The sequence below is a fragment of the Brachyspira suanatina genome (assembly GCF_001049755.1).
In the GTDB taxonomy this organism is placed as follows: Bacteria; Spirochaetota; Brachyspiria; order Brachyspirales; family Brachyspiraceae; genus Brachyspira; species Brachyspira suanatina.
On the sequence record NZ_CVLB01000001.1, the window covers coordinates 571,436 to 591,081 of the forward strand.

At 25.4% G+C, this 19,646-nt stretch carries 16 protein-coding genes; 5 read left to right on the forward strand and 11 right to left on the reverse strand.

Features of this window, described 5'->3' with window-relative positions:
* Positions 1-18: 18 nt before the first annotated feature.
* Positions 19-1,176 carry a cyclically-permuted mutarotase family protein gene (locus tag BRSU_RS02625; RefSeq protein WP_048593658.1) on the forward strand — a complete coding sequence of 386 codons (1,158 nt, stop codon included), beginning with the start codon at positions 19-21 and terminating at the stop codon, positions 1,174-1,176.
* A 461-nt stretch (positions 1,177-1,637) separates the two neighbouring features.
* Here the strand turns inward: BRSU_RS02625 and BRSU_RS02630 are convergent, their stop codons facing one another.
* The 8 genes from BRSU_RS02630 to BRSU_RS02665 all read right to left on the reverse strand — a co-directional run bounded on the left by BRSU_RS02630 (position 1,638) and on the right by BRSU_RS02665 (position 10,369).
* Positions 1,638-1,856 carry a putative Se/S carrier-like protein gene (locus BRSU_RS02630; RefSeq protein ID WP_008728110.1) on the reverse strand — a complete coding sequence of 73 codons (219 nt, stop codon included), beginning with the start codon at positions 1,854-1,856 and terminating at the stop codon, positions 1,638-1,640.
* Between the two features lie 2 nt (positions 1,857-1,858).
* A complete protein-coding gene (locus BRSU_RS02635) occupies positions 1,859-2,974 on the reverse strand; it encodes an aminotransferase class V-fold PLP-dependent enzyme (protein WP_048593659.1) in 1,116 nt (371 codons plus the stop codon).
* Positions 2,975-2,987: 13 nt separating this feature from the next.
* Positions 2,988-3,560 (reverse strand): sulfurtransferase-like selenium metabolism protein YedF, encoded by a 573-nt coding sequence (yedF, locus tag BRSU_RS02640; protein ID WP_048593660.1) that lies wholly within the window; start codon positions 3,558-3,560, stop codon positions 2,988-2,990.
* A 107-nt stretch (positions 3,561-3,667) separates the two neighbouring features.
* A complete protein-coding gene (locus BRSU_RS02645) occupies positions 3,668-4,162 on the reverse strand; it encodes a CvpA family protein (protein WP_048593661.1) in 495 nt (164 codons plus the stop codon).
* Positions 4,155-6,131, reverse strand: coding sequence for a methyl-accepting chemotaxis protein (locus BRSU_RS02650; RefSeq protein ID WP_048593662.1), 1,977 nt, complete (start codon positions 6,129-6,131; stop codon positions 4,155-4,157). Before BRSU_RS02650 ends, BRSU_RS02645 begins: the two co-directional genes overlap by 8 nt.
* A gap of 11 nt (positions 6,132-6,142) precedes the next feature.
* Positions 6,143-8,077, reverse strand: coding sequence for a methyl-accepting chemotaxis protein (locus tag BRSU_RS02655; protein WP_048593663.1), 1,935 nt, complete (start codon positions 8,075-8,077; stop codon positions 6,143-6,145).
* A gap of 187 nt (positions 8,078-8,264) precedes the next feature.
* On the reverse strand, positions 8,265-9,665 hold the full coding sequence (locus BRSU_RS02660) for an MATE family efflux transporter (RefSeq protein WP_048593664.1): 1,401 nt from the start codon (positions 9,663-9,665) through the stop codon (positions 8,265-8,267).
* 158 nt (positions 9,666-9,823) lie between these two features.
* Positions 9,824-10,369 carry a hypothetical protein gene (locus BRSU_RS02665; RefSeq protein WP_048593665.1) on the reverse strand — a complete coding sequence of 182 codons (546 nt, stop codon included), beginning with the start codon at positions 10,367-10,369 and terminating at the stop codon, positions 9,824-9,826.
* 181 nt (positions 10,370-10,550) lie between these two features.
* On the opposite strand from BRSU_RS02665, the gene lepB reads away from it, so the two are divergent.
* Genes lepB through queA form a run of 3 tightly spaced genes read left to right on the forward strand, consistent with a single transcriptional unit; the run spans position 10,551 to position 14,363 of the window.
* The gene (gene lepB / locus BRSU_RS02670) at positions 10,551-11,600 is read left to right on the forward strand and encodes a signal peptidase I (protein WP_048593666.1); all 1,050 of its coding nucleotides are present in this window, start codon (positions 10,551-10,553) and stop codon (positions 11,598-11,600) included.
* Between the two features lie 16 nt (positions 11,601-11,616).
* Entirely contained in the window at positions 11,617-13,263 is a 1,647-nt protein-coding gene (locus BRSU_RS02675) for a hypothetical protein (protein WP_048593667.1), read from the forward strand.
* 23 nt (positions 13,264-13,286) lie between these two features.
* Complete coding sequence (queA, locus tag BRSU_RS02680) at positions 13,287-14,363, forward strand: tRNA preQ1(34) S-adenosylmethionine ribosyltransferase-isomerase QueA (protein WP_048593668.1); 1,077 nt, start codon at positions 13,287-13,289, stop codon at positions 14,361-14,363.
* Positions 14,364-14,779: 416 nt separating this feature from the next.
* Here queA and BRSU_RS02685 read toward each other — a convergent pair whose 3' ends face one another.
* Positions 14,780-16,663: an alkyl/aryl-sulfatase gene (locus BRSU_RS02685; protein WP_048593669.1), complete on the reverse strand. Its 1,884-nt coding sequence runs from the start codon at positions 16,661-16,663 to the stop codon at positions 14,780-14,782.
* A gap of 103 nt (positions 16,664-16,766) precedes the next feature.
* Between BRSU_RS02685 and BRSU_RS02690 the strand changes: the two genes are divergently transcribed.
* The gene (locus tag BRSU_RS02690) at positions 16,767-17,372 is read left to right on the forward strand and encodes a TetR/AcrR family transcriptional regulator (protein WP_048593670.1); all 606 of its coding nucleotides are present in this window, start codon (positions 16,767-16,769) and stop codon (positions 17,370-17,372) included.
* A 513-nt stretch (positions 17,373-17,885) separates the two neighbouring features.
* Here the strand turns inward: BRSU_RS02690 and BRSU_RS02695 are convergent.
* Together BRSU_RS02695 and BRSU_RS02700 are read right to left on the reverse strand one after the other, a co-directional pair.
* Complete coding sequence (locus BRSU_RS02695; RefSeq protein WP_048593671.1) at positions 17,886-18,602, reverse strand: hypothetical protein; 717 nt, start codon at positions 18,600-18,602, stop codon at positions 17,886-17,888.
* A 77-nt stretch (positions 18,603-18,679) separates the two neighbouring features.
* The gene (locus BRSU_RS02700; protein WP_048593672.1) at positions 18,680-19,630 is read right to left on the reverse strand and encodes a dipeptidase; all 951 of its coding nucleotides are present in this window, start codon (positions 19,628-19,630) and stop codon (positions 18,680-18,682) included.
* Positions 19,631-19,646: the final 16 nt, after the last annotated feature.

Here is a 19,646-nt window from a genome sequence, read left to right on the forward strand (position 1 = left end):
TATTATAAGGAAATAGAAATGAAAAAAATTGCTTTAATATTTATATTTACTATATTTGCTTTAAGCTGTTCAACTAATACATCATCTTCTTCATCTAATAGTAATGTATTAGATTCAAAAGTTGATAAAAAAATAGTTTGGGAAATGGGCGGACATTTGCCTGCTCAGACAGGAATGGAAAAAAACATTGGTACTGCCGGAGTTTTATATGGTTCTTTAGGCGGTAAATATATAGTTGTTGGCGGCGGTGCTAACTTCCCTGAAGAGTCTGTACTTAATGGCGGAGCTAAAAAAACTTATTCTGATATTTATATGCTTGAAGATAAAAACGGTGTATTGGAAGTTGTTGAGCATATTAATTGGGAAAACGAATTAGGATATGGTGCTTCTGTAACTGTTACAAATGGAATATACTATATCGGAGGTTCTTCTAATCCTGAAGCTGATGATGATATATTATTCATTACTTTAAAAGATAATAAATTGAATGTTGAGAAGATAGGAGATTTACCTTTCACATTACAAAATGGTGTTGCTGTTTATAAAGATAATAAATTATATGTTATTACTGGTAAACAAGCAGGTAAAGGAAGCAATAAAGTTTGCGAGTATGATTTGACTACTAAAGAAGCTAAAGAATTAGCTCCTGTACCTGGTGAGGCAAGCAGAACTCAGGCTGTTGCTCAGTTATTAAATGGAAACATATATGTATTCAGCGGCGGTGATGCTACTGCTTATACTGACGGTTACAAATATGATTTTGAAAAAAATACTTGGGAAAAAGTTGCTGATGTAGCTTTGAATAATGAAGGTATATCTTTACTTGGTGCTGTATCTGTTAAGCTTAATGAAACAGAAATGCTTGTTATAGGCGGTTTTAATAAAGCTGTTTATGATGATGCTGTTTATAATTTAGGAAATCTTAAAGATGCAGCATTAGCTGATTTCAGAGCTAAATATTTCGGTGCTGATCCTTATGAATTTAATTGGAACAGCAATATATTAATTTATAACTGTGAATCTAATACTTGGAAAACAATAGGGGAAGTTCCTTTCGATGCTCCTTGCGGAGAAGGTTTAATATTGATAGGAAACAAAATATATTCTATAAATGGTGAAATCAAACCTGGTATTAGAACTGACAAAATGTATGTTGGTACAATTATGGCTAAATAAAGACACTATCTATTATTAAAAGTTTTCCATAAATAAGGGCTTACTTAATAAAAAGTAAGCTCTTTATTTTTTTATTATTAATAATAAAAATTTATATTTTAAATCCCGCCCTCTATGCTTTTTATATTATATGCAATATAAAATTTTTATATATTTTTTGCTTAATTCATAAAAGCATGCCCGCCCAAGTTTTATTAGATTTTTTTATTTCATTTAACGCACGGTAAACTTCACTATAAATATAATTAAATTTGCATTATTAATTTATCTTTATTTTTTATTTCGTTTAACGTGCGTTGAGTAGATATTAATTCTAATCAAAACTAGGGTGGGAGTAAAAATAAAAGATGAAAGTTTTAAAATAAATATGAAACAAAAATGACATAATTGATAGAAAACCTAAAGGGTTGGATTATAAGTATAACCCAATAATGTTATTATAATTTTAAAATGTTTAAAAATTATTCCATATCTTTAATAGTTACAACTAATCCAGCAGCTTCAAGTAATGATATAATATATAATTTATCTTTATCTTCTATGTCTATAGCCATATTGCATACGCCAAATACAGGTTCAGGAGCAGGGCGAACAACAACTTCTATTCCTGCATCTAGTAAAATTTTTTCAGCCTTAATCAAATCTCTTGGTGTCTGTAAATAACAAAAACTTTTTACCATAATTATTTTCCTAATACATTTATTAAATATTCTAAATCTTCTTTCGTTGTATAAGGTGAAAAAGAAAATCGTAAAGCACCGTTATCATTTTTATAAAAGTTATGGGCTAAAAATGAACAATGAAAACCATATCGGCATTCTATATTATAATCTTCATATAACATATGAGCAAAATTAGCCATATTTACATTGTTATCAATAATTGCTATAGAAAATAAAAATCCTTGAGTATCTTTATTTTTAGACCATATAATTTTATATTTATTCATAACCTCTATTTTTTTTATTGTGTTTATTATATCATCTATATTTATATTCCAATTTGGTCTGTTTTTTAAAGCTGTTAAAAGACCTATTATTCCAACAGTATTTGGAGTACCAGATTCATATATTTCCGGTATACTGTAAGGTGTTTCATAACCGTCACCAAAACCGCCTCCGAAATATGCCGGATTTAACTTTTCAGGATTTTTAACATAAAATCCTCCAGTTCCTGTAGGTCCTAAAAGTCCTTTATGTCCTGTAAATGCTATAAAATCTATATCCCACTCATCTGCTTTTATATCATGTATGCCTACAGATTGAGTGGCATCTATAAGCAAAGGTATATATCCTATAGTTTCTTTGATTTTTTTTATAGGCTGTATAACCCCGCTTATATTACTTTCCATATTAATAATAACTAATGATATTTTTTCTTTTTTTATTATTTCATCAAGAGCATCTATATCTATTATTCCTCCGTCTAAAGAGGGTATTATTTTGTACTCTACATTTTTGTTTTTGTTCAATTTATATATGGGTCTTACTACGGCATTATGCTCCAAAGCAGATATTAATACTTTACAGTTATTCAAATCAAGACCTATAAGTATATCATTTATTGATCTTGTAGCCCCTGGTGTAAATACTATATTTGAGGCATTTTTTACTCCCAAAAATTTTTCAGCTAATAATTCTCGGCATTCTTCTATTTTTTGAGTGGTTTCTTTTCCTCTTTTAGTATTAACCCTTCCATATGTTCCACCTATGTTCATTAAGAAATTATACATTTCTTCTGCAACTTCTTTAGGCTTTGGAAAACTAGTGGTAGAGTTATCAAAATAATAATTTTTCATAATAATATTTTTGTTATGCTCTTATAACAGCAGAAGCATTAGCCATAGCTTCTATAATACCAAGCATATTAGTTTGTTCTTCAACTTTTATTTCATTTAATTCATAAAATTTAACACAAGTACCGCAGAAAAATATTTTTATTCCTGCATCTCTTAATTCTTGTAATAAAGTTTTATAAGGCTCTTCAACACCTAAATAAACCCCTCCATTATAGCAATATAATGCTTCTGGTTTTGGGTTAGCATCTTTTAATGCTCCTAAAAATGCTTTTAATAATAATTCGCCAAGTTCATCATTTCCCTGTCCCATAACCTTTTTATCTACAACAGCTATAACAGGACCTGAAGATTTTTCTTTATTAGTATCATTAGAAGATAAATCTTTATTTTTAATAATTTTGAAATTTTTACCTTCGTTTGTATATGTTATGCCGTTATTTTTTAAAAAGTCTGTAATATTGTGAAATGCCACTTCATCATCTATCAATACTTCTATTTCTTCATTTAATGCGGCATTTGTTATTGCAGTTTTTGTTAAAATTAATGGTTTTGGGCAAGGTATGCCTCTAGCGTCTACTGTTTTCATATATTTACTTCCTTATAAAAAATTTGTAATAATAGAATATATGATATATTAAAAAAAATTTATTGTCAATTATATGTACTTAAATAAGATTTAATAAACACTTTTTATTATGAAATAAAGTTAAATGTGAAATATACCATATAATGATCTTTTTCAAATGATAAAAATACATTGTGAAATAAAGCAAATATATAATTAATTACAATTGATTTTGAAAATATTTGTGTATTTTCAGGAGATAAAGTTATAATTATACCTACTATAATATAGATTATAGCAGTTGATATAAATAATAGTGCTGCTGCTCCGATTATTCTATCTACCCAAGATAGATATATTATTTTTAAAATATCTTTTATACTTTTTTCTACTTTAGAAAGTATTATTCTTATTATAGAGTAGGTAGCTATCAATGATATTATTTTTAATATTAAAGAATGATCAAAATATTTAGACATGTGATTATATATTAAAGGAGCTATTATAAATGTTATTATTATTGCTATAACAGGTATTATAATTGATATTAATCCTTTATATAATCCGTATACTAAGACAAATACTAATATAGTAATTAATAATATATCAATATTACTAAACATTTGATGATTTCTTCAATAAAGCTATTATAGGAGCAAATGTAAAGCTGCTTTTCTTCCTATGTGTATTAATAATATTTGATAATGCTTCTATATCAGTATGAGAGAATGAAGAATAATTTCCTATTTTTTTAGTTATTTCATTAAGATCATCTTTAGATTTTATTACATTATTAAAATTATTAAATATTTTGTATACATCTTGATTCTGATATTCTATTTTAGAGTTTAGATTATTTTGAACCTCAAGCATAGCGGATATATTTTCTTTTATTGATAATACTATTAAATTCTGATTTACTAATATATTTGACATTACATCATTATACTGCTCTAAAGATTTAAAGTGACTTAATTTTTTTGAGTCAGTATTTATATTATTTTCCATTTCTTCAATGAATTTATCTATAGTATCTGATATTCTATTTATTTCTTTTGCTATTATATTGCATCTGTCTTTTATATAGAATGAAGAATTTTCTATCATAACTAATCCGGCAAATATATCAGTAAGCATTTTTTCTATAGAATCAGTGCCTTTAGATATTTCAAATGATAAAGCACCTATTTCTTTAGCTACTACGGAGAAACTTTTACCATAAAATCCTGCTTTAGATGCTTGAATTCCAGCATTGATAGATAAAAGATTTGTTTTATTAGTAATAGCTTTAATATATTCTATTGTATTATATATAGATTCTGTAATGCTATTTACATCTTTAAATTGATTTGCAGATTCTATTATTGCATTTAAAAATTTATTACAAGTTTCTTTAAAACTTTCTTTTATAAGTCTTAATTCATTTTTCAATGACATTATTTGTTCATTAGAGAAATCAGATTCTTTCATATTGGAAATGGTTTGATTCAATACTCTAAAATGTTCCTGCATTTGTGATTTATATTTATCAAAGAATGTAAATATAGTATTTGTATATTTTAATCCGTCTTTTATAATATTCTTTTTGCTATTTTTTGCCTCTATTAATTTATCATTAGCTTCTAATATAGAATCTATTTTAGAACTTATTATATTATATGCATCTTTTGCTTCTTTATCTATTTCAAAAACGAACATAGATGTATCCATTAGATTTTTATCTATAATGTTTAATTGTTCAGATATTTTATCTATATTATTCAAAGTTTTAAGATTTAGATGTAATTTATTATTCAATACACTTTCTTTCTTTATTGATTCTAAAGCATTTTTAGCAAAAGATGAGAATATTGATATAGATCTAAATGATGATGATATTACTATAGCAAAACCTATTCTATCAAAACCAATGTTATCCATAGTTTTTTCTAAATATAAATATCTTACTATTAGTATTAATGCTATAACTATTGATATAATCATAAGTATATTAGATTTATAATCATAATTCATTATCATATCTGTTAAAGTAGATATAAACATAATTAAGAATACTAATAATATGATATAATTTTTAAATAAATAAAATATTCCGACTGCTTTTATATAATATGAAGTTGTGTTTGTATCTGGTTCATAGTAGTTAATTGTAGCTGTTAAAAATCTTCTCGGATATAGTATACTAGCTATTATTAGGGCAACAGATAACATAAGAACAATTACAAAGATGGCATTATTTAAAGTTATTAAATTTTTGTTTTTTGATATAAAACTTTTAGAGTTGATAGGCATTAGTACTATTGCTATCAGTATTATTATATTATTTGCTAAATATAATACTATTGCTAAATTTGGATTGGTTTTATTTGATCCATAAGTTCCCAAAAATATTATGATAAGAGATATAATATTATATATAAGTATAAATGATAAAGTAACTGAAATAGTGATATATGTAACTTTTTTAGTTTTTATAGATAATAATAAATATATCATAATAAAAACTGACATTAAAGAAATACCAATAATAGGTGCTAATAATTGTATTACTGTTATATTATATCCATATATTAAATTTGAAAATATATTCATAGCTATTCCTTTTACATAACTTTAGAATATTCATCTACTTTAGTTTCTAAATCATCTGTATATTCTAAGAATTTCTTCATTTCCTCATTAAGTTTATTAGTTATAGATTCTAAATCATCAGAGGTTGCCAAAAGCTTGTTCATATCTCTCATAAGGTTTTTTAGCTCAGTGTTTTCTATAGATGCTTTTTCTGATATATCAACTACATAGTCATTAATTTCTTCTATTCTAGTTTTAATATTTAAGAAGTCATTTTCTTCATTAATAATAATATTTGTCATATTTGATATAGAATTATGCATTTTATCAGTATTTTTTATGATATTCATATTATAATCATTTTGTCTTTCCATATTAAGATTAAATTTATTTATTCTTTCATAATGCGTAACAATTTCTTGTGATAATAAAGCTACATTATTATTAATGTTATTACTAGAATATGTATATTTTTTAAATATATCTTCTATTTGAAATAATAAATCCTGCATTCTATTGGTTGCCTGAGATGTTTCGCTAACTAGCTCTGTAACTTCTTTGGATACTACAGAGAAGTTAGTATACCATTCTCCTGCTTTTGAAGCTTGTATACTTGAATTAATTGCAAGTGTTTTAGTTTTATCAGACATGTTTGTCATAAATGATATAATTCTATTGATCTGGAAATTTAATTGTCCAAAAGTTTCTGATTTTGTAAACTCTTTAGTAAAATTACTTTTTTCCATTTCTAATTTATTTTGTAAATCTTCAAACATAGTTACTATGTATCTGCTTTGAGCTTGCAAAGCATATATTTTTTCTACAGAATCATGTAATTTTGAATTTGATTCCTCAAGTGTTTTTTTCTGTAATTCTACAGAAGCTTGTAAATTTGGGTATGTTTCTATTAATTCATTTATTTTTGTTATATTAATTTTCCCATCATTTATTTGGAAATTTTCTATAGTAATAAATTCATTAGTGTATTCTATGACTTTATTGATATCATTTTTTAAATTGTTAATAGTAGAGTATGTATTTTCTACTTTACTTACTAAATTATTAACAGATTCAGAAAAATTTAGTTTTAATTCAGATAATTTTTCAGCTGTATTTATAGCAGTGTTAATTATTATGGAATCTTGGGCTTTTATGCTTTCTAAATCATAATATTGTGTAGTTTTCTTATATATCGCTGAAATAAATCTGCTTACTGATAAATATATCATTATAATATTAAATATAGCATATACTAAAGTAATTCTACTAAATGTAGAATTATTAAAGATTAAGAAATTACTTGAATATTTTGTATATATTGATATTCCATTAAAATCATCAAAAAATGCTAATGATATTAATCCAATTAATATCAATAAAAGAATATTTTCCTTAAATTTTTTATTTACAGTCATTTCATATATAAATGAACATATAATTACAAAATAGTATATTGTAAATACAAAATCTCTTAATATATATACAGTTCCCAATTCTCCTCTGCTTTTTATACTGTATTTCATAGTTTCATTTAATGAACTTATAGGTTGCTCTGTTGATATGAAAAGCTGAGGGTATAAAAGGGCAATAGCAAATAAAAGTATTAATATAAATATAATAGCTATATATAGTTTATTTAAAATAGAATGGAAATATTCGCTTAAAGTCAGTTTATTTCGTATATACATCATCCATGGTATTATAGTTAAAGATAAAGCTAACTGTTCAAATTTATACATATTAAGTGCTAAATTATTATGAGGACTGTGTAAAGATGTTATTATATTTGCTGCTTCTAATCCTGAAAATAAAAAAGATAAAAAACCTACAAGTAATATAATAGCTTGTGATTCTTCGTATAGCTGAAAATATATGTAAGCATATAATATTATACCAACTATTGATATAATAGTTGCTATAACGGGAATTCCTAATTCTAATGTTATAAGAGAAAAATCGTAATTCATAAATCCTCTGCAATTAATCAAATATAATACTATTATAAGTTAATTTTAATATATTAAAAGTAGAAAAATAAAATTAACAAAAAATAAAATACCGTTTATATAATCGGAATTAGTTTATTAAGTATTTACTTACTTATAAGATTTTTTATATGTTCATAATTATCTTACATATAAAAACAAAACAGCATTATTCTGTAAGTTTTCTTACCCATCTTTCTTTTTTTAGCATTATAACACCAACTGCTATTTTAGCAAAATCGCTTAATTTAGCTATACCAAACATAGCAACAGGGCCTACAGTAGTAAATTTTGCTAAAATTAAAGCTAAAGGAGCAAATATTAATAATGATACAGGCACATCTACTGCAAATCCAAATACTGTATCTCCTCCAGCTCTTGAAACTGCAAATTGCGCATTAATATAAGTCCATATAGGCATATAACAGGCTACAAGTATTACTAAATTTCTTGTTATTGCCTGGGCATCTATAGTAAGTTTTGAGAATATAAAAGGTATTAGTAGGGTAGATGACATTTGCACTAATCCGACTACTAAACCTGCTATAACAGATCCATTCAATATCCATCTGGCTTTATTTTTTGCATCTTCTAATTCTCCGCGTCCTAGTGTACCTCCAACAACTACCATAGTAGATACAAATATTCCCTGAAAAACCAAATAAAATATATTGGCTATGGTAAATCCTGAAGCCATACCTGCTACTGTTTCAGCTCCACCTCGGCTATTATATAAAGCTGTCATAAACATTTCGCTTAGTCCCCAGCTTATTTCACTTAAAAATATTAAACTTGATTTTTTTAGCATAGAATAAAATACATTTAATTTTACTTTGAGTATTTCTCTAGTTCTTACATAAAATTTCTCTTTATGTATTTTTATATATACTATAAATAAAATCATTTCTATTATTCTAGCTATCAATGTTGCAATGGCAGCGCCTGTTTCTTCAAGTCTAGGAGCTCCAAAATTTCCATATATAAGTATATAATTTCCAAGAGTATTACAAAATGTAGCTATAACAGATATTATAAGAGGTATATGAGGTTTTCCTATTTCTCTGTATGAAGTACCTATAGCACCGGATATTGATATAGGTATAAAAGTAAATGCTATTATACTCATATATTTTGTACTTGATAATAGTATTTCTTCCTGAGAAGCATTTCCTCTTGTCATTAATCTTATAAATATTTCAGGATTAACAAGCATTAATATCATATATGAAATAGAAATAATAAGAGGAAGTATCACTTTAAATCTGAATGCCTGCTGCATACCTTCTTTATTATCAGCTCCATTATTTTGAGCCATATATATTCCGCCGGCACCATAACAGGTGTTAAGAAGAACTAGATATATAAAATTTAATTGATTAGATACATTTACAGCAGCCATTTTTATATCGCCAAGTTCTGCAACCATAAAGTTATCTATTAATGATACCATACCCATTATAAGCTGCTGTAGCATTACAGGTACTGCAATGGATATGCATAATTTGTAAAAATCAAAATTTCCAAAAAGAGTTTTTTTACCGCCATTAAATTTCATTGAATTGGTATTCATAGTATAATCTCTGTTATATTAATAAAATTAAAGTATAAATTCGGTCTAATGAATAAAAACGAGATGTAATATATAGCTATTTTTATATTTGTCAATATGATTTATATAATTTTTTAGTGTTTTTATAAAAATAATTATATTGAATATATTCTACATTATTATTGATTTTTTGATAATAAAGCCTGCATTTCATTATAAAGTCTAATCAAATCATTTGCGGCATTTTTTTTTACTTTCAAATTTTTGAATCCATCAGCAGTTTCTACTCTTATATCAGTTAAAACTTTCATTTCTTTTATAGTGTTTTCAGCATTTATACTGTAGCTTCTATCTACATAAGATGTATCCATAAAATATATAGAAGTTCCGTATATTATTTCGCTTTCTGTTTTAGGCATAAGAGATGTATAATGAAGAATCAAGTAAGTATTATCTTCAAATTTCAATACTATTTTACTAGTTTCTGCTATATTAAATGAACTGTCTGCTATGTACTGAACTTCTAATATTATGTTATTAGGGTCGTTTGCACTTTTAAGTCTGAATTTAATAGTTTCTGACCAATAACTCATAGAAATATAATCTGTTTGATACATTTTCTGTCCATAAAAAGTATCATTTATTAAATGTACTTTGGCAGCACATGACGATAATGTTATGATAAGTGTAAATAACAATAATATTTTTTTCAATATTATCTCCATAAGATAATCATTTTGTTCTATATTATATAACCTATTTATTTTTTGTAAATAAAAGATTAATGGTTATTAAATATTATCAATTAAATAATTTATACAATATAGTTGTAAATTATAATTGCTATTTTAATAGTTTTATTATATACTTTTACATCAATATTTATTATTGGAAGGGGTTAAATTGATGGAGAATCCTATAAAAAATATTACTGAAACAATAATAGGCGAATGCCGTAATTTTAAACATACATTAAAAGAAATATTATACGCTATAGTAATAGTGCTTCTTATAAATACATTTTTAATACAGAATTATCAAATTCCTACAGGTTCTATGATACCTATAATAATGCCTGGAGATAGGCTTTTTGCTAATAGATTTGTATACGGAGTAAAACTTCCATTTACAGATGGGCTTTTAGGTTACAGGCTTCCAAAAATAAAATCACCTCAAAGGGGAGATTTAGTGGTATTCAGAGCACCTCCTTCTGCTTCTTTCGGATGTGAATCTGCTATGCCTTATTATGAGCCTTCGCCTTTAGTGCAGATGCTCAAACTTCCTGTTATGATATTTGCTCTTACTCCTTTTACTTGGGATCCTAGATTTCTTTTTGCTGATTTTTTAGGAGAGAAACTTACAGGAGGAACTCATTTGGCTCCGGCTCCTTTATTCTTCGGACTTAAAACTGTAGATTTAGACCCTAGAAAAGAATTTGTAAAGCGTGTTATTGCTACTGCCGGTGAAACTGTAGAGATTAGAAATAAGAAAATAATTATAAATGGAAATGAAATAGAAGATAAATGGGGATATTTCTTCTATGGTGATGACAGAGAATTTGTACCTATTATAGATATTTACGGCCCTATATATGTACCTAAAAAAGGCGATGTTATAATATTTAAAAAGCTAGTTGACAGAGCTGACTATTATAATGATCTTAGTTCTTTTGAAGTGTATATTAATGATAAAGTGGTAAGCGATGATATTAAATTATGGTATTGGATGAATATATATGTTCCTAATACAAAAGATAGACCAGATGAATATATATACAATGTTCCTGAGGATTATTTCTTTGTTATGGGAGATAACAGAGATCAAAGTTGCGACAGCAGAATGTGGGGACTAGTTCCTTACAGACATATAAAAGGTCAGCCTATGATTGCTTGGATACAATCAAAAAGACCTGATGATGTGGAACAAGGCTTCTTCAAATATTTTATAATTAAATAAAAGTAAAGATAAAAATATGTATGATCAAATTTCTAAAGATACTTTAAAAGAATTATTCAAAATTTGGAAAGCTAAAAATATAGAAGATTTAGATATTAAGTCTTCAAATGTTTCATTAGTCTCTTTTAAATTTTATTCTTTATCCAAAGAAGCAAAAGATATAGTTCTTTATGTACTTAAAAATGAAAGCAAAGAATTGAACTCTATAGATATAGCATATTCACTTAAGTATAGTCAGAAGCAAGTACCTGCATTTTTTGATTATATAAATGAAATAAAAAAATCAGGGCTTTTATACTTAAAAATAAAAAGAAGAAGATTAAATTCTCATGACGATACTTTGTATTTTTTGCCGAATGTAAAATCAATAATAGAAAGTATAATTTTAAAAGATGATATTAAAATTCCTTATTATGTAGATGCTGCATATACTGCTAATGCTTATAAAAAATATCTTCACAAAATTATTCATATATATGAAAATGGTAATATTGTAGAATATAGTAAGGCAAAAATAGATGATGATGAATTATTCACTTTATGCAAATCTAATATTCTTTCTGTTTATTTTCATCAAAATGATCTCAAAGTTTATGTAGCTGTAAATAATAAAAATGTTGTAGAGAATTTAGAGAAGAGCTTGAAAGAGAATATTGAAAGTTCAGTTTTTATTTATAATCATTTTAATATATTGAATGATATTGAAACTTTTATATATGAATGCGATGTTCAGAAATTATCTACTGATGATATTAATATAAATTTTTTAACTAATAATTTAGAGCCTTCTGCTATAATAAATATATGTTTAAAATTAGATTTAATAAAATTGGATAATAAAAATTTTATATCATTAGAATATGATAATATAAAAAAATATCTTTCATCTTCTATAGAAGAGAGAATGGATTCTATAACAAAGATTGTTTATAAAAAGTATTCGGATTATTATAAGCATATTTTTTCTATTATAGAAAAAGAAAGCATATCAAAATCAGTATTATTTATGAAATTAAAAGAAAAGTATAATCTTTCTATAACAGCTGAAACATATAATAATGTTATTTATTCTATGTTTATTTTAGGAATTGCTGAAGTTTCTTTTTATGAGAATGCTGTACTTGCAATCAGAAATATAAATACTTATACAGAAGAAAATAATTTTAGAAAGTCATTCATTAATGGAAATTTTGAGCTCACATTGATAAATCATTATTTGTTTTCTAATAATTTTATTTATATGTGCAATTTATATTTTGAACTTGATAAGCAGGAAACAGTTTATACTTATACTATGACTGAAGAAAGCGTATTAAAGGGAAAAACAATTATAAGCGATGAAGGGTCAGAATATTGTTTTGATAAATTTTTGGTAGTATTAAAAAATATATTATTAGATAATAATGTAGAGATTCCAAAGCATATAGAAACTAGCATAAAGAGATGGTATGAAAGAGGAATTATTTCTTATGTATATGATAATGTTACTCTTGTTATAATAAAAGATGCAAATAAATTAGAAGAAATAATTTATGAGGCTAAAAGAAAAGGTATTATTATAACAAAGATTAATGATGAATACGCTATAGTAAAATCTAGTTCTTCAACTAAAAAAAGTCTTACTAAATTTTTAAGACAGAGAAAGATAATAGTAACATTCTAAATTTTAAAAAGTGATAAAAAGTTATGATAGATTATTTAAATAAAGAAACCTATAATTTTTATTTACCTGAAAATTTAATAGCTACAACTCCTAATTATGAAAGGGATCATTGTAAGTTAATGATATTAAATAAATTTACAGGAGAAATTGAGCATAAAATTTTTTCTGATATAATTAATTATCTTAATAAAGATGATATTTTGGTATTAAATGACAGTAAGGTAATACCTGCTAGAATATATGCTAAAAAAAATACAGGCGGTAATGTAGAAATATTGCTTCTTAATAAATTCAATAATGATGAAACTACTTGGGAATGTTTAATAAAAGGTAAGAATATAAAAGAAAAAGATATATTATATTTGAATTATTCTCATTTAGAAAATGTTGGAGATATTGAGGCATTAATAGAAAAGGATAATATATCAACTAAAATAATAAAATTTTCAAAACCATTAACAAGTGAAATTTTAGATGCTATAGGTAAAGTTCCACTTCCTCCATATATTATTCAAAGCAGAAAAAAGAAAGGCGAAGAAGAATACAATGATAAAGACAAAGAATTTTATCAGAATGTATATGCCAAAAATGAGGGAAGTATTGCTTCTCCTACATCAGGACTTCATTTTACTAAAGAACTTTTAGAGAAAATAAAGTCTATGGGAATTACTGTTTGTTATGTTACATTGCATGTAGGCTTTTCAACTTTTAATCCTTTAAAAGAAGATGATTTACGTAATCATGTTATGCATGAAGAGAAATTTATAATACCAAAAGAAAGTTATGATATAATAATCAATGCCAAGAAAGATGGTAGGAGAGTTGTGTCATGCGGAACTACTGTTGCAAGAGTTTTAGAAAGCGAATACGATAATTATTATTTTAAAAGAATGGAAGGCTCTACTGATATATTTATTTATCCGCCTTATAAGTTTAAATGCGTTGATGCTTTGATTACTAATTTTCACACACCTCATTCTACATTGCTTGCTATGGTAAGTGCTTTTGCAGGTTATGACAATATAATGAATGCCTATAAAACAGCGGTAGAAAATAATTACAGATTTTTTTCTTACGGCGACGCTATGTTTATGTATTAATAATATTAATTTTTTATTCTTTGATAATAATAAAAATAATAATTTAAGAAGTAAAAAAATATAATTGTTTAAATATACTGAAAATTTTTAAGTTTGTCAACTTATGCACTTTATATAGATATTATCAACTTTTTTGCCGCACAAAAAAGTTGCAAAAACGCAATTGCTAGAACTTTATATTGAAAATATATGTATTAAATGTAGTGTATATCCTAGATTTAGACTAAAAATGCAGTTTTTTTGGTTCTTTTATACCAATAAAAGAACTGGGGTGCAGGGCAAAGCCCTGCAAATATTTCAATTTATAAAATTCATTTTTGACAAAATATAGTTGTTTAGGTATATATTAATTTTTTTATAATAATTACGGCAGGCATTTTATATACCCGCCGCATTCATTTGAAAAAAAGATGTGATTAAGGTGTAACTATGTTAAACCAATATTGGAAAGTGTCAAAGTAGGATAAAAACTCGTTAAATGCATCTTTATTGTTAATATTTAAATCATCAGCATTCTTAGTAAATAATGCCTTTTTAAAATCTGCCATGTTAATATCTATTGTATAGTCAGTATTTTCATTATTATATTTTTTATATTTTAATACAGAGTTTTCTATTTTTACAAGATATTTATTATCATCTGTGATATTGAAAAGTATTGAAATATTTTTATCTTTTACTTTATCAGGATTCAAAGCAACTGATATATATTCAAACATGTTTTCAGCAGATAATGCATTTATCATATCTAATGATGTAGTTTGAGGAGCTTTCATATTTGGATCTATTTCATTTCTAAGTTCATAAGCACCAGTAAGTAAATAAGCCCTCCAAACAGCAGATTCACTTTGATATCCTAATTGTTCCATAGCATCTGCATTGAGTTTTCTTGCATTTTCATTATTAGGATTAGCAAAGATTACATTATTGAGTACTTCAAGAACCCATCTGTAATCGCCTTCATCATAAGATTTTTTAGCCATTTTTATTATATTATCTTCTCCGCCCATAAACTCAACATATCTTTTTGCTGATTCTTCAGGAGGAAGTTTATATAAATTAACAGGATTTCCGTCCCACCAAGCACCGAAATAAAAATCATAAACAGCTTTTACATCATGATTTATAGAACCATAATAACCTCTGTTATAGAATTCTTTTGCTAAATTGTCCGGTATCTGTATTTTTTCTGCTATCTCTATAGGAGTGTATCCCATATTGGCATATCTTAAAGTTTGATCATGAATATATTTATATAAATCTCCATGTTTATTTAGAAAATCATCTATATTGCTTTGTTCCCATATAGGCCAGTGATGCGAACCGAATAATACATCAGTTCTGTTTTTTAAGAATTCTTTTGATTTCTCTATAGCTTTAGACCATACAATAGAATCTCTTGTCTTTGCTCCTCTTAATGTTGATAAATTATGAAGTGTATGATTCATTACTTCAGCACTTGATGCAGCTCTGTATTTTGGTATATAAATCATAAACTCTGCAGGTGCTTCTGTATTTTGTGCCATTAAAAATTGAAACTCTATTCCGTCAATTGTGAATGATTCATAATCTTTAGATATTATTTTATTTGGTTTTATAATACCGGGAGTTCCAGTTGCAACTAATTTACCAAGTCCTGCATCAACTGTACCTTTTTCATCTTTTGGTAAAAGTCCTCCGTACATATAAGAAGAACGTCTGATCATAGCATTGCCTGCTAAAAGATTTTCTGATACAGCTTCTTCAAAAAATCCCTCAGGTGCCACAATAGGTATATTACTGTTTTCAATGACTCCTCTTATTCCTCCAAAATGATCAACATGAGAATGTGTAAATATTACTCCTGTTATTGGATCATTTCCTTTATACTTTCTAAATAATTCTATTGCTTTAGATGCTGATTCTTTTGTTGTCAGTACATCTATTACAATCCAACCAGTATCTCCTCTTACAAAAGTTATATTAGCTAAATCAAAACCTCTTACCTGATATATATCTGGTGTTACTTCAAATAAACCTGATATATTATTTAATTGTGCCTGCCTCCATAGGGAAGGATTAACTGTATCTGGGGCAGGCTGATTTGATATGAAGGGGAAGGATACATTACCGTCAGAAGTTTCAATGAAGCCTCTTTTAGCGTTTTCAAAATCTGTATTGTCATCAAACGGCAAATAGTTTTTTAATTTTTCATTTTCTTTTTTGGTATATTCTGTTGCATCTTTTCTTTCGGAATTGAAATTATTAGAAGAACAGGATATTAAAAAAATACAAAGTATTGAAATTAATATTTTATTCATTAGCTGCCTCCTTATTTTTATAGAATTAATTCGACGAATAAATTCAATGAATTAATTCTATAATATAATTGCAATTTGTCAAGTTATTTGTTATAATTCTTTTATGAAAAAGATGAAAAAAGTAACAAGAAAAGAACAAGCAGAGCAAACAAAGAAAAAAATAGTAGATACCACAATGAATTTATTGAAAGAACATTCATTAAATGATCTTCAAATTAAAGATATTTGTACTAATGCTGATATATCTATAGGAAATTTTTATCATTATTTCACTAATAAGCAGGAAATAATATTTTATATTTTCAATACTAATGCTGAACTATATAAAGAAAAAATATTATCAAAGGATAAAACTAATTCTTATAAAGATATATTATATGCTTTTAAAGAATTTTCTAAATTGGTTGCAGAGTTAGGCGGAGATTTAATACTTGAAATATTTAATTATAGCATTATGAATAGGAATAATGCTTTATTATCAAAAGATGCTTTTTTTTATAATCATATTTTATCTTTGGTTGATTCATTAAAAAAATCTAATTTAGTTATATATGATGATAGTGCAGAGGCTATAACTAAAAGGCTTATAGTGTTTTTTAGGGGATTTTTTTATGAATGGGCTTTATCGAATAGTAATTTTAATCTTGTTAAAGAAACTGAAAAAGAAATGAAATTATATTTATCTTTGTTTATAAAAATAGATGATTAATATTTTATTTTAAATTTTTATCTTTTGTTTCTTTATAGTATATACTAAAAATTTTTAAGTTTCTCAACTGATACACTTTATATAAAATTATCAACTTTTTTGCCGCACAAAAAAGTTGCAAAAAACGCATATGCTACAGCTTAATATTTTGAGAATATATGTTAAATGTAATATAATACCATTATTTTATATCAAAAATGTAGCCTTCGCTGTAGGTGTACGACTGAAAAGAACGACAAAAAATTGACAAACTTAAAAAATTCACTATATACTAAAAATTTTAGAGTTTGTCAAAAAACACAATTTTAAATTTAGTTTTTTGTGGGGACTAGCCCTGTAAAGCACACAGTCGTGCCGTAACACCAACAGTTCTTTTTGTGAGCAAAAGAATCAAAAAGACTACATTTTTAATCTAAAACTAAGTATTATACAATATTTAATACATAATTAATAAAATTTGCTCACCGTGCGTTTAGTGAATTTTGTATAGAAAAAGAATTTTATTTATATGTTTTAAATCTCATAAGTAATTTTTGGAAAATCTTTTTCACTTATTAAACCGTCTCTTATTAAAATAGCTCTTAGTACATCTATATCACTGTAAATATCAATCAAAGAATCAGTATTAAATTCATTAATCATTTTTTGAAATCCTAAATTTATAATGCATATAGAATTTTTTATATCTCTTTTTATTTTTTGCTTTTTGCTATTTTCCATATATGCTTCATCTAATTCTATATATCTGTTTATAAATTTTTCTATTGTTGGTATGTAATAGTCAATTATAGAGTTGTATGTTCTTTTATATGATTTATTATTACATGTTTTTTCTAAAATAAAATTAAGTTTAAATAGTACATCATTTATAATGAGTGCTAAATCAGAATCATCTATTTGGGATATTTTATTTTGAATATTTTTATCAAAGCTGTTTGTTTCATTATTGTCAGCATTTGTTTTATTATTATCAGTGTCGGTTTTATTATTTAAAGGTTCTTTTTTTTCATTTACTTCTTTTTTATTAGCTTTATTAATTTTTATGTTTTTGATATAGCTTTCTAATTTGTCTTGTACAGTATAAAATAAAACTAATAATAAAAATATAAATATTATAATAGATATTAATTTAAAAGATATCATCCAAAATATTAAGCTTGAAAATCCTAATAATGATATTGATATAATAAAATTAATATTATTTGAAAATAAGTTTTGATATTTTTTCATAATATATCCGTATAAATGTAAAAAATATTTACTTTTATATGATACAATAAAAATGAAAAATATCAATTATTAAATAATTATTTTACTATTTCTTTTATGATTCTATGGAAATTTTTATATTCTATCTTTTCTATTTCATCATCATTGAAACCAGCTTCTTTTAATTTGATTATAATATCATAAGATTTTGAGGCATTTTCTAAGCCTTTTATATAAGGAGCATCCTCATCTTCAAAATATTCATTATAATCAAAACCAATTCCTATATGATCTATGCCTATTTTATCGGCTATATATTTTATATGGTCTATACCTCTGTTTATATTCTGTTTTTCTTTGTTTTCATCGATGAAGCCTTTGTAAGAATTAAACCCTATAACACCATTTACATCTCTTATAGCTTTTAACTGCTCATCTGTAAGATTTCTCATGCTATTGCATAATACTCTGGAATTAGAATGAGATGCTATAATAGGCGAGGATGTAATATCTATAACATCAAAGAAAGATTTATCATTTAAGTGAGATACATCAACTATCATGCCTTTATCCTGCATTTTTTTTACAGCTTTTTTTCCTAATTGAGTTAATCCTCTTGAAGAATCTCCTCTAACTCCTGTAGCTAATTTATTTTCTTCATTCCAAGTAAGACTAGCATGTCTTGCTCCATAATTATAATATTCATCTATCAAATCAATATTATCATCTATAGATATAAGACCTTCAAATCCTATGAATATATATAATTTATTTTCTTTCTGTGCTTTTATAATATCATCATAGTTTTTTGCTATTAATATAATATCATTAATATACTCAAGTTCTTTATTTATTGAGTTTTGAATTTCTCTTACTCTTTCCAATGCTCTGTTATAATGTTTAGGTTCAGTCCATATTACAAATATAGACCCTCCTATTTTACCTTTTATCATATTATTATAATGATACTTTTTTATAATATTATTTTCACCTTTGAAAGTTTTTACAGCGACATCAGTCCATATATCAGAATGAGCATCGAAAATCATATTTATTAGCCTTTGT